The organism is Halolamina rubra (genome assembly GCF_000739555.1).
In the GTDB taxonomy this organism is placed as follows: domain Archaea; phylum Halobacteriota; class Halobacteria; order Halobacteriales; family Haloferacaceae; genus Halolamina; species Halolamina rubra.
In genome coordinates this window covers 1-10224 of sequence record NZ_BBJN01000058.1, presented here as the reverse complement: position 1 = coordinate 10224, position 10224 = coordinate 1, and the positions used below count along the sequence as shown (strand labels likewise).

The following is a 10224-nucleotide window of genomic DNA, read 5'->3' as shown; positions in this document are numbered from 1 at the left end:
ACGACGAGCGCGCTCGCGACGCCAAGCAGCAGCGACGGCGGTTCGACCACGAAGCCGAGCGCGAGCATCAGGACGCCGCCCGCGTCCAGGCCGAGTCCGAACACCCCCGGCCCGGTGCTGCGGGAGCGTCGCTCGCTCGCCGGCTCGAGGCTGCTCGCCTCCTGAGCGGCGGAGTAGCTCAGCAGCCACGGGACGAACAGGAACGCGCCGACGCCGGTGAGCCCGCCCGCGGCGACGCCGTAGGGGACGCTGTCGAACAGCAGCACGCCGACCCAGGTGAACGTCGCGAGTTGCAGCACGCCGGCGCGGCGCCGATGGTCGTCAGCAGTCGATCGCTCATCTCGGCTGCGTCCTCAGCCATGCGCGACGGCTGCGCCCGAGCTACTGAAAAACGGGTCGGTTCGCGTCGTCGATCACGCGGCGCCGACGTGGCGCTCGATGCGGGCGACGTTGCGCTGGTTGGCGTTCCACGCGATGTCGAGGGCGTCGCCGACGACCGGGACGCTCCCGACGACGGTCTCGACGCCCAGCAGGAGCAGCATCCACGCGACGGTGCGTTTCGGGAGCCCGAGCCGGTAGCCCTGATAGACGACGTACAGCGAGGGGATCGCCATGGCCCAGTCCCCGAGCACCGGGAGCAGCCCGATCAGCCCGTCGAACCCCACCCGCCCGATCAGGGGTAGCGTGAACGCGGCGTCGAGGAGGTCCGCGACGCGGCGGGCGCGGGTCAGCCGGGCCGGTTCCCCCATCTACAGCCGGCTCTCGGCGTCCTCGGCGAGCTCCTCCATGCGCTTGCCGATCCGGCCGGCCGAGGAGAACTCGTCGTCGCTCATCGCGTTCGCGAGCGCGTTGCCCAGCACGAACACGGCGTGTTTGTGCTCGCTCTTGGATTTGTGGACGTGGGAGGGGTCCACGTCGAGCTCGTCGTACTCGTCGAACGCGCCGGCCTCGACGTCCTCGCGGTCCCGGAAGTTCTCCATGATGATCACCATCTGTTCGTGGAGCTCGAGCAGTTCGTCCTTGTGCATACCCGAACCACGCGGTTCCGGCGGTTAAACGTTATTGGGGAAATCTCACACGATGGGGCCGGGGCGACGCTGCGACTGCCGGAGGGGGGCGAGCCGCACGAAAACGCCGGTCAGAAGACGTACTCGTCCTCGTGGCCCATCATGCCCTCGTCCTCGTACTCGGGCTCCTCGTCGTCCATCGGGCCGCTGGTCTTGTAGGCTTTCAGGCCGGTGGAGAGGAGCTCCTCGACGGCCTCGTTGCGGTCCACGAACTCGCCCTGCTCGACGAGCTGTGCGATCTGCATCTCCAAGTGCTCGGGGACTGTGAGGTCGACCTTCGGCATCTGTCAGGGGAGTTAATCGGAGTGGGTATTTAAGCTCGTTGGCGCGTCGAGCCTCGGCAGCGTCGCGAATTCCCGGCGCAGACTCCGGCCACGGTGCCGGATCCGACACCCATACGTGACCGGACCCACTTCGCTCGGGTATGACGACAGACGTGACGGCGCTGCACGAGGAGTTCGGCGGCGAGCGCCTCCCGCCGGGGCAGCGGGAGACCGAGAGCTTCCCGGTGCTCTCGAAGGGCGACACGCCCGCCGTCGACGACGACTGGACGTTCACGGTCGCCGGCGCCGTCGAGGAGGAACGCGAGTTCAGCGCCGAGGAGTTCCGGGAAATGGCCCCAGAGACGCAGCTGCAGGACTTCCACTGCGTCACGGGCTGGTCGAAGTTCGACTGCGAGTTCACGGGGCTCCCGTTCCCGGAGCTGGCGGACGCCGTCGGCGTCGACGACGACGCCGAGCACGTGCTGTTCCACGCCCACGACGGCTACACGACCGACCTCACGCTCGCGGAGTGCGACCGCCGGGAGGTGCTGTTCGTCTGGGCGTTCGACGGCGAGCCCCTGCCCGCCGACCACGGCGGCCCGCTGCGGGTCGTCACCCCGCACAAGTACGCCTACAAGGGCGCGAAGTGGGTGAAAGGCGTCGAGTTCCTCACCGAGCCCGAACTCGGCTACTGGGAGAAGCGGGGGTACTCCGACTCCGCCAACCCGTGGAACGAGGAGCGGTACAGTTAGGGCCGACCGCCGAAAAGGAGGAGTAGATGGAGTCATCGCGGCAGGCCGGTGTCGATCCGGCAGAGACGACGCTCGTTTCCCGGAGCCGGGAGGTGCCGGACGTCTCGTTCCGCGCCTTTCTCGCGGGGCGTGGCGCGCCACGCGTCCACTGGGCCGCCCCGGACGGGCTGGAAGTGGTCGGCGCCGGCGAGGCGGTCCGGCTGACCGGCACCGGAAGCCGACGGTTCGACGCGGTCCGCGACGCCGCAGCGACGACGTTCGCGGGCGCGTCGACGCCCGAGGGTCCAGCCAGGCCCCGCTTCTTCGGCGGCGCGGCGTTCCACGACGACCACGAGCCGGCACCCCCGTGGGAGGGGTTCCCTCCGGCGGCGTTCGTCCTCCCGCGGGTGCAGCTGGTCCGCACCGACGAGGCGACCCACCTCACGGTCACCCGCGTCGACGGCGACACGGCGGCGCTCGGGGAGGAACTCGAGACGATCGCCGACGAGATCGCCGAGCTGCCGGCGATGCGACCGGTCGGCGACCAGCCGGGCGTCGTCGCGAGCCGGCGCACCACGACCGAGGCGGAGTGGGCCGCGGGGATCGAGTCCGCGGTCGAGCGCATCGAGGCCGGCGAGCTCCGGAAGGTCGTGCTCGCGGTCGCGCTCGCGGTCACGCTGGAGAACGAGGTGGCGATCTCGGACGCGCTCGAACGGCTGCGGCGCTCCTACCCCGACTGCTTCCGGTTCCTGATCCAGCCGAGCGACGAGGCGGGGTTCTTCGGCGTCCCGCCCGAACGGCTGGTCCGGCTCGACGGCGGCCACGCCCGGACGGAGGCGCTCGCGGGCACGGTCGCCCGCGGCGACACGCCCGAGGAGGACGCCGCGCTCGCGGACTCGCTGCTCGAGAGCGAGAAGCTCCAGCACGAGCAGGCGCTGGTCGCCGAGGCGATCGAGGAGCGCCTCGCGCCGCTGGGCGAGGTGACCGTCGCCGAGCAGGGGGTCCGGAAGCTCGCGAACGTCCAGCACCTCCACACGCCGATCGAGGCCGACCTCGACGGCGACGCACACGTGCTCGACCTCGTCGACGCCATCCACCCCACGCCAGCGGTCGGCGGCCTGCCGCCCGAGACCGCCGAGCGCGTCATCCGAGAGACGGAGACGTTCGAGCGCGGCTGGTACGCTGCCCCCGTGGGCTGGTTCGACGCCGACGGCGACGGCGAGTTCGCGGTCGGGATCCGCTCGGCGGTCGCTGGCGGGCGCCGCGCGACGCTGTTCGCCGGCAACGGCATCGTCGCCGACAGCGACCCCGCGGACGAGTGGGAGGAGGTCGGCCTGAAGTTCGAGCCGATCCTGGCGGCGCTGGAGCGCGAGGACTGAGACGCGACCGATCAGACCGTCGAAACCGCGTCCAGCAGCCGCGCGCTGGTCCGGATTCCCTTCCGGAAGTGCTCGACGGCGAAGCGTTCGTCCGGGGAGTGCTGGTTGTTGTCGTTCTGACCGTACGGGATGCTCGCGTGCGGGAGCCCGAGGTAGTCGGTGAACAGCGCGTACGGCGCCGAGCCGCCGGTCGAGGGTTTGACGATCGGCTCCTCGCCCCAGCCGTCGGTGACGGCGTCGACGACGGGGTCGAAGTACGGCGTGTCGATCGGTGTCCGCATCGGGTCCATGCTCGCGTGGTAGGTGACGGTCGTCTCCAGTCGGTCGTCGGCGTGGGCCTCGACGTGCTGCTCGAACAGCTCGAAGATCTCGTTGGGGTCCTGCTCCACCACGAGGCGCATGTCGATCGTCGCCGACGCGTCGCTCGGGACGATCGTCTTGAACCCGTCCTCGCCGTGGCCGCTGGCGAGCCCGTTGACGTTGAGCGAGGGGTAGTAGAGCGTCTGTTCGAGGAACGTCTCGCCGGGGCCGTCCTGGAAGCCGCCGATATCGAGGTCGGCCTGTAGCTGCTCCGGGTCGGGCTCGAACTCGTCGAGCAGTTCGCGGTCCGGTTCCGGGACGCCGGCGACCGCGTCGTAGAACCCGTCGATGGCGATGCGACCATGTTCGTCCCGCATCGTGCCGAGCAGGCGGATCAGCTCCCACGCGGGGCTCGGGACCGCGCCGCCGTAGTGGCCCGAGTGGAGGTCGCCTTTCGGCCCGCTCACGTCGACGCCGACGACGAGGATCCCCCGGTTGCCGAAGCTCACGCTCGGACGGCCGGAGCCGTCGATCGGGCCGTCAGAGTTGATCGACACGTCGGCCGCGAGCCGGTCCTCGCGGGCCTCGACGGCGTCGATCAGGTTCGGGCTGCCGCTCTCCTCCTCGCCGTCGAGCAGCAGGGTGACGTTGCAGGGGAGGCCAACGGTGTCCCGGAGCGTCCGGACCGCGCAGGGGTAGGTGAAGTGCTGCCCCTTGTTGTCGACGGTGCCGCGCCCGTACAGCAGCTCCTGCCCGTCCTCGACGCGGATCTCCGGCTCGAACGGGGGGCTGGTCCACTCCTCGGGGTCGACGGGCTGCACGTCGTAGTGCCCGTAGACGAGCGCCGTCGGGGCGTCGTTGTCGGGGTCGTTCCCCACGTAGGCGTGGGCGAGCACGGCGGGGTGGCCCGAGGTCTCGACGATCTCGGCCTCGTCGAAGCCGTACTCGAGACAGCGCTCGCGCTCGAGGCGGGCGCACTCGCGGATCCCCTCGCCGGTGGCGCTGATCGACGGCTGCGCGACCAGCTCGATCAGGTCGTCCAGGTACGCGTCGAACCGGCTCTCGATCGTCTCGTCGACTGTCGGGTCCATAGGTGCCGGGAGGACCGGAGTGAGGTAAAGGGTCGCAAGGGGTCGGAACTTGCCGAAACTGGGCCGACCACGACGGCGTTTCCGGTTCAGGCGTCGACGGCTACCTCTTCCGACCAGTACCGGCGGAGCGCGGCCACGGCGGCGCCGACGACGCCGGCCTGCACGTAGAGGAACGCGTAGATCCACACCCAGAGCCACGGCGGGCCGCCGGCGACGAGGAACTCGTTGTAGAGGTACGTGTCGAGCAGGAGCGCGGCGACGATCGCCGGCGCGCCCACGAGGAGCGTTTCGCCGGGCAGCAGCTCCCACTCCGCGAGCGCGACCAGCGCACCGGTGACGACGAACACGCCGAGCGTGACGCGGCCGAGCAGCACCGACGCCGCGTCGTCCGTGTGGAGGGCCATACCGGCCGGTTGGGCCACCGCCGACTAAGCTGTTGTTGCGGTGTCGGGTCTGCCGGGCCGAAGGGAATATGTGCCCGACAGAAGAACGTCACGGCGACATGTCGCTCAGGCGGTTCGTCGACGAGCACGATGGCACTCGGCGGGGGTTGATCCTCGCCAACCGGAGTCAGCCCGAACAGCTCCGCTCGATGCTGGCGGGGGTGTTCGCCGAACAGCCCGTCAGCGTCGACGATGCCGCCGTCGAGGGCGTCGCCGAGGACACCGTGTTGCTGGTCGACGAGTCCGGCGAGGTGCTCGCGGAGTCGCCGCTGGACGCGGTGTCGTCGTCGCTGCTGTTCACCAACTCCGACGCGTTCGTCACGGGGTCGACGGGCCTCGAGGAGACGAACCTGCCCGCCGTGATCAGGGGGTTGGAGGGCGTGAACTTCCGGCTCCGGGGGTACCCGCAGTCCCACAAGGAGAAGCTGCTCCTGATCGCCGTCTCCCGACACATCGAGCGCGCGGCGTGGCAGCGCGACGCCGGCACGCACCGGGCCTCCTTCCAGCGGCTCTCACGCATCGTCGACGAGCAGGGCACCTACCGGGTCTACCAAAAACTCGGCGAGAGCGACGTGGAGACGCACGTGTACGGCGTCGACGACCGCGGGACCGACTGGGCGGACGAGCTGGGGGTGACCGTCCACGCTGGCGACACCGAGGACTACCGGGACTCCTGGTTCGTGGTCCACCGCCCGCCGGAGCCGAGCGACCCCGCCACCCCGGACCCCTACGCGCTGCTCGCGGTGCAGGACGAGACGGGGCTCTGGGACGGGTTCTTCACCACCGATCCCGACGAGGCGCTGCCCGTCGACGACTACGTGCGCCGCGAGCTCTGACCCGGGTCGGCGGGTTTATGGGCCAGTCGGCCCAACGGACGGGTATGTCCACGAAAGCGAAACTGCTGCTGGTGCTCGCGTTCGTCACGCTCGTCTACTTCCTCGTCGGCAGCGAAGCCGAGCCGGTGGAAGTGGAAGTCGAATCGGAGGGGTAACTCACTCACGGCTCCCGCCCCGCCGCGCGCTCCGTCGCGCGATTCTTTCGTAACCACCCGGCCAGCCGCGGCGCCGTCGGGAGCGAACGACTTACCCGCCGGGGCGTCCTCCCCTCGGCCATGTACGGCGTCGTCACGCGCAACGAGGAGGAGATCGAGTGGCCGGCGTTCGACCGCGGCTTCTACGAGGTGAAGGACGTGACCGGCCGGGCCGCCGAGCCGCTGCCGAACGCGGTGAACATGGTCTCCTGCTTCGGCGACAACGCCGCCGGCGAGTCCAGCCCGGAGCTCGTCCCCGTCGACGACGAGGGGAACCGGGCGACCCGCGAGCAGCCGTACTTCGACTGGGCGTACGTCTGCCCGACCCACGAGGGGTACCGCGAGGGGCTGCTCGAGACGATCGCCGACTGCGCCGCGGCCAACGAGGACGTGCGGCTCGACGACGTGGAGTTCCCGCGTGCGGAGTACTGCCGGTGTGACCGGTGTGAGCGTCTGTTCGCGGAGAGCGAGTACGACGACCGGTTCGACTGGCGCGCGAGCGTGATCACCGAGTTCGTCGCCGAGGCCAGCGAGCGCATCCCGGGAAAGACGTACCTCACGCTCTACCCCGACCCGTACCCGGGCCACCTGTTCGAGCGCGCCGGCCTCGACCTCTCGATGCTCTCGGCGTACGTCGACGAGTTCGTCGTCCCGCTTTACGACACCCACTACAGCACGACGTACTGGCTGGAGAGCATCGCCTCGGGGTTCCAGGACCTGCTGGGCTGGTCGCCCGAGACGCCCGAGGCGGGCACGCCGTTCTCGATCGAACTGTACGCCGTCGAGGTGGACGTGGACAACCTCGTCCACGCGACGGAGGTCGCCGAGAGCTACGCCGACGAGGTCTTCTTCGGCTACGACGCCAGCAACGCCCAGGCGGCGATCCGGCGGAAGAAGGCCGACGACCGCGACGGCGTGAGCCACGGCTGACCGCGTCGCCGCAACAGCGCTTACTTACCCCCCGCCCCAACGGCGGGACATGTACGACAGCATCCTCCTCCCGATCGACGAGGCGGCCGCCGAGAGCAGCCTGCTGTACCACGCCGCCGAGCTGGCGAACTGGGACGATGCGAGCGTCGAACTGCTGTACGTCGCGGATACGAGCCGCGACAGCGTGACTGTCGACACCAGCGGCGACGTGATCGACGCGCTGGTCCGGGAGGGCGAGGACGTGGTCGACGAGGCCCGGGGCGTGCTCGACTCCCTGGGCGTCGAGTACACGACCAGTATCGAGCAGGGCCGACCCGCGGAGACGATCGTCGAGTACGCCGAGAAGCAGGACCACGACCTCATCGCGATGCCGACCCACGGCCGCGAGGGGCTCTCCCGGTACCTGCTCGGCAGCGTCACCGGGAAGGTCGTCAGGCTCGCGCCGATGCCGGTGCTGACGGCGCCGATCGACGAGGAGGGGTTCGAGTTCCCCTACGGCGGCATCCTGCTCCCCACGGACGGCAGCGACACCGCGCTCCGAGCCGCCCGCCACGGGCTCGACTTCGCCGCGGAACTCGACGCCGACGTCCACGTGATCACGGTCACCGAGGACTCGATGCTCGCGAGCGCCGGCGACGCCGTCGGCGAGGGCGAGGGCGCCGCCCAGGAAGCGATCGACGACGTGGCTGCGGCGGCGGAGAGCCGTGGGATCGACGTGACGAGCCACGTCGAAACCGGCGACACGGAAGAGGAGATGCTCGCCTGCCTGGAACGGGAGGGGCTCGACGCGGTCGTCATGGGGGCGACGGGCCGGAGCGGCCTGGACCGCGTGCTGCTGGGCAGCGTCGCCGAGAAGATCGTCCGCGCGGCGGACGTGCCCGTGGTCACCGTCGGCGGGGACTGAAACCCACAGAGCTTCAAACCTCGACTCGGAACGGCCCCGCATGTCACCTGCCGGGCGCGGGGAGAACGAGCCCGATCGCGCCGGGCGCCGTGCGCTCCGTGCGCTGGTCGGGCTCTCGGCGCTCTCGCTGCTGCTCCGGCTGGTCGGGCTTGGCGGTCGTGTGTTCCACTGGGACGAGGGCCGCGTCGGCTACTGGATCCTGCGCTACCACGAGACGGGGCAGTTCCACTACCGACCCATCATCCACGGGCCGTTCGTCCAGCACGCCGACGCGCTCCTGTTCCACGTCGTCCCGGCGACCGACTTCTGGGCCCGGTTCCCGGTCGCGGTCGTCACCGCGGCGCTCCCGCTCTCGGCGTGGCTGTTCCGCCGCCACCTCGACGACCGCGAGACCGTCGCGCTCGGCCTGATACTCGCCGTCCAGCCGCTGCTGCTCTACTACTCGCGGTTCATGCGCTCGGACATGCTCGTGGGCGCGTTCGCGTTCGGCGCGTTCGCGCTGCTCGTGCGGGCGTACGACACCCGACGGCTCGCGCCCGCGGTCGCCGCCAGCGCCACGCTCGCGCTGGGCTTCGCGAGCAAGGAGAACGCGATCCTCTACGTCGCCTGTTTCGGCGGCGCCGCGGCGGTCTGCTACGACCACCGGCTCGTCCGCGCGGCCGTCGACGGCGACGGCGCCGGCCTGCGCGTCCGCCGTGACCTCGATGGCGTCGTCGACTGGCTCGACCACCGGTCGGGTGGCCTCCCTGCGGTCCTCTGGCTCGCCGGCGCGCTCGCGGCGCTCGCGGGGACGTTCCTCGGCGTCACCGTGCTCATGTACGCGCCCCGCCCCGAGATCTGGGGCGCGCTGGACTCGGTGGGGAGCCTGTGGGCCGTGCTCGACGCCGCGCTGGTCGATACCGCGACCGAACTCGTCGACACGTGGCTCGACCGCGACGGCGGCGGCCGCTCCTACCTCGCCTTCCTCCACGACACACTGGAGACGCTGGCGTTCGGCGCGCCGGTCCTCGTCGGGTTCGCGCTGATCGGGCTCCTCGCGGACGGCTATGGCGTCGGCGGCGAGGCGGGCCGGCGAACGCTCGTCGCGTACAGCTTCTACTGGGCGGCCGCGAGCGTCGTCGGCTACCCGATCGCGACCGACATCCAGGCGCCGTGGGCCGCGACCCACGTCGTCCTCCCGCTGACGGTGCCGGCAGCCGTCGGCGTCGCGGCGCTCGTCGGCGTCGTCGAACGGGACCTGACGACCGGCGACGAGTCGGTGGGGGGGACGCTTCGCCGGGCGACCGAAACCGGCCGCCGCGGGCTCGACCTCGCGGCGCCGGCGCTGGTCGCCGCGCTGCTGCTCTCCGCCGGCGTGGTGGGGGTCGTCGGGCTGAACGCCGACTACTGGAACAGCGCGAGCGAGGAGGACAAGCAGGTGCTCCAGTGGGCACAGCCCGCGAACGACCTCCAGGAGACGATGGCCGACGTGGACGCCATCGCCGCCGAGAACGACGGCGTCGACGTGCTGTTCTACGGCACGGAAGCCGCCGGCGGCGGGGCCCAGTTCTACGTCGAAACGAGTCCAGCCTCGATCAACCCCCGCCCGGCGGGCCGTCGTGGCACTCCCGGCTCCCGCTGCCGTGGTACCTCGAGCGCGCCGACGCGAACGTGACCTCGAGCGCGCCGGGGACGCCGCCAGAGACGGCGCTGGCCGACGCGCCGCCGGTCGTGATCGCCCACGACGACGCCCGGGGCGAGATCGAGGGCGAACTCGACGGCTACGCGGTCCGGGTACACCGCTTCAAACTCTGGAGCGAGGAGATCGTCGTCTTCCTCGATCGGGAGGCGCTGGCGGCGGCGACCGACCGCTGAGAAGTACACGAACGTGCCCATCTCGCGCTCGATGCAGCAATCCTTATGCACGTCCCTCCGGAAGCGTCGCGCATGAGCGTCACGCTGCCCGGACCAACGCTCGGCGTCGTCGGCGGCGGCCAGCTCGGCCGGATGCTCGCCGAGGCCGCGTCGCCGCTGGGCGTCGACGTGGTCGTACTGGACGCGACTCCCGACTGCCCCGCCGCGCGGGTCGCCGACCAGATCGAGGGGG

At 70.9% G+C, this 10224-nt stretch carries 13 protein-coding genes and 1 pseudogene; 8 read left to right on the top strand and 6 right to left on the bottom strand.

Translation table 11 applies throughout. From position 1 onward, the window contains the following. The 4 genes from ACP95_RS14415 to ACP95_RS14400 all read right to left on the bottom strand — a co-directional run. On the bottom strand, positions 1-299 hold a 299-nt coding region (locus tag ACP95_RS14415; protein ID WP_154018555.1), incomplete at its 3' end, for a hypothetical protein. Positions 300-413: 114 nt separating this feature from the next. Continuing rightward, entirely contained in the window at positions 414-749 is a 336-nt protein-coding gene (locus tag ACP95_RS14410; protein ID WP_049981870.1) for a DUF4112 domain-containing protein, read from the bottom strand. After that, on the bottom strand, positions 750-1028 hold the full coding sequence (locus ACP95_RS14405; RefSeq protein WP_049981869.1) for a UPF0058 family protein: 279 nt from the start codon (positions 1026-1028) through the stop codon (positions 750-752). Between the two features lie 110 nt (positions 1029-1138). Then, positions 1139-1351: a DUF7120 family protein gene (locus tag ACP95_RS14400; RefSeq protein ID WP_049981868.1), complete on the bottom strand. Its 213-nt coding sequence runs from the start codon at positions 1349-1351 to the stop codon at positions 1139-1141. 140 nt (positions 1352-1491) lie between these two features. Here ACP95_RS14400 and ACP95_RS14395 point away from each other — a divergent pair, with 140 nt between their 5' ends. After that, positions 1492-2082 (top strand): molybdopterin-dependent oxidoreductase, encoded by a 591-nt coding sequence (locus ACP95_RS14395; protein ID WP_049981867.1) that lies wholly within the window; start codon positions 1492-1494, stop codon positions 2080-2082. Positions 2083-2108: 26 nt separating this feature from the next. Then, positions 2109-3440, top strand: coding sequence for an isochorismate synthase (locus ACP95_RS14390; protein ID WP_049981866.1), 1332 nt, complete (start codon positions 2109-2111; stop codon positions 3438-3440). Positions 3441-3451: 11 nt separating this feature from the next. Here ACP95_RS14390 and ACP95_RS14385 read toward each other — a convergent pair whose 3' ends face one another. Both ACP95_RS14385 and ACP95_RS14380 read right to left on the bottom strand, forming a co-directional pair. Then, positions 3452-4831, bottom strand: a complete 1380-nt coding sequence (locus tag ACP95_RS14385) for a M20/M25/M40 family metallo-hydrolase (protein WP_049981865.1) — start codon at positions 4829-4831, stop codon at positions 3452-3454. Positions 4832-4917: 86 nt separating this feature from the next. Then, positions 4918-5235: a hypothetical protein gene (locus ACP95_RS14380; RefSeq protein ID WP_049981864.1), complete on the bottom strand. Its 318-nt coding sequence runs from the start codon at positions 5233-5235 to the stop codon at positions 4918-4920. Positions 5236-5333: 98 nt separating this feature from the next. Here ACP95_RS14380 and ACP95_RS14375 point away from each other — a divergent pair, with 98 nt between their 5' ends. From ACP95_RS14375 to ACP95_RS15845, 6 genes and pseudogenes are all read left to right on the top strand, one after another. After that, positions 5334-6110, top strand: a complete 777-nt coding sequence (locus tag ACP95_RS14375; RefSeq protein ID WP_049981863.1) for a DICT sensory domain-containing protein — start codon at positions 5334-5336, stop codon at positions 6108-6110. Between the two features lie 275 nt (positions 6111-6385). After that, positions 6386-7234: a hypothetical protein gene (locus ACP95_RS14370; RefSeq protein ID WP_049981862.1), complete on the top strand. Its 849-nt coding sequence runs from the start codon at positions 6386-6388 to the stop codon at positions 7232-7234. A 49-nt stretch (positions 7235-7283) separates the two neighbouring features. Continuing rightward, entirely contained in the window at positions 7284-8138 is an 855-nt protein-coding gene (locus tag ACP95_RS14365; protein WP_049981861.1) for a universal stress protein, read from the top strand. A gap of 40 nt (positions 8139-8178) precedes the next feature. Further along, positions 8179-9792 carry a flippase activity-associated protein Agl23 gene (locus ACP95_RS14360; protein WP_321163007.1) on the top strand — a complete coding sequence of 538 codons (1614 nt, stop codon included), beginning with the start codon at positions 8179-8181 and terminating at the stop codon, positions 9790-9792. Next, positions 9789-9992: a hypothetical protein gene (locus ACP95_RS16555; protein ID WP_321163006.1), complete on the top strand. Its 204-nt coding sequence runs from the start codon at positions 9789-9791 to the stop codon at positions 9990-9992. Before ACP95_RS14360 ends, ACP95_RS16555 begins: the two co-directional genes overlap by 4 nt. 72 nt (positions 9993-10064) lie before the next feature. Then, a pseudogene (locus ACP95_RS15845) lies at positions 10065-10224 on the top strand (5-(carboxyamino)imidazole ribonucleotide synthase); the annotation flags it as partial.

Bases quoted from the DNA above. Each gene is read 5' to 3' on its own strand.
- ACP95_RS14410 (WP_049981870.1), bottom strand. From the start codon at position 749: ATGGGGGAACCGGCCCGGCTGACCCGCGCCCGCCGCGTCGCGGACCTC.
- ACP95_RS14405 (WP_049981869.1), bottom strand. From the start codon at position 1,028: ATGCACAAGGACGAACTGCTCGAGCTCCACGAACAGATGGTGATCATC.
- ACP95_RS14400 (WP_049981868.1), bottom strand. From the start codon at position 1,351: ATGCCGAAGGTCGACCTCACAGTCCCCGAGCACTTGGAGATGCAGATC.
- ACP95_RS14395 (WP_049981867.1), top strand. From the start codon at position 1,492: ATGACGACAGACGTGACGGCGCTGCACGAGGAGTTCGGCGGCGAGCGC.
- ACP95_RS14390 (WP_049981866.1), top strand. From the start codon at position 2,109: ATGGAGTCATCGCGGCAGGCCGGTGTCGATCCGGCAGAGACGACGCTC.
- ACP95_RS14385 (WP_049981865.1), bottom strand. From the start codon at position 4,831: ATGGACCCGACAGTCGACGAGACGATCGAGAGCCGGTTCGACGCGTAC.
- ACP95_RS14380 (WP_049981864.1), bottom strand. From the start codon at position 5,235: ATGGCCCTCCACACGGACGACGCGGCGTCGGTGCTGCTCGGCCGCGTC.
- ACP95_RS14375 (WP_049981863.1), top strand. From the start codon at position 5,334: ATGTCGCTCAGGCGGTTCGTCGACGAGCACGATGGCACTCGGCGGGGG.
- ACP95_RS14370 (WP_049981862.1), top strand. From the start codon at position 6,386: ATGTACGGCGTCGTCACGCGCAACGAGGAGGAGATCGAGTGGCCGGCG.
- ACP95_RS14365 (WP_049981861.1), top strand. From the start codon at position 7,284: ATGTACGACAGCATCCTCCTCCCGATCGACGAGGCGGCCGCCGAGAGC.
- ACP95_RS14360 (WP_321163007.1), top strand. From the start codon at position 8,179: ATGTCACCTGCCGGGCGCGGGGAGAACGAGCCCGATCGCGCCGGGCGC.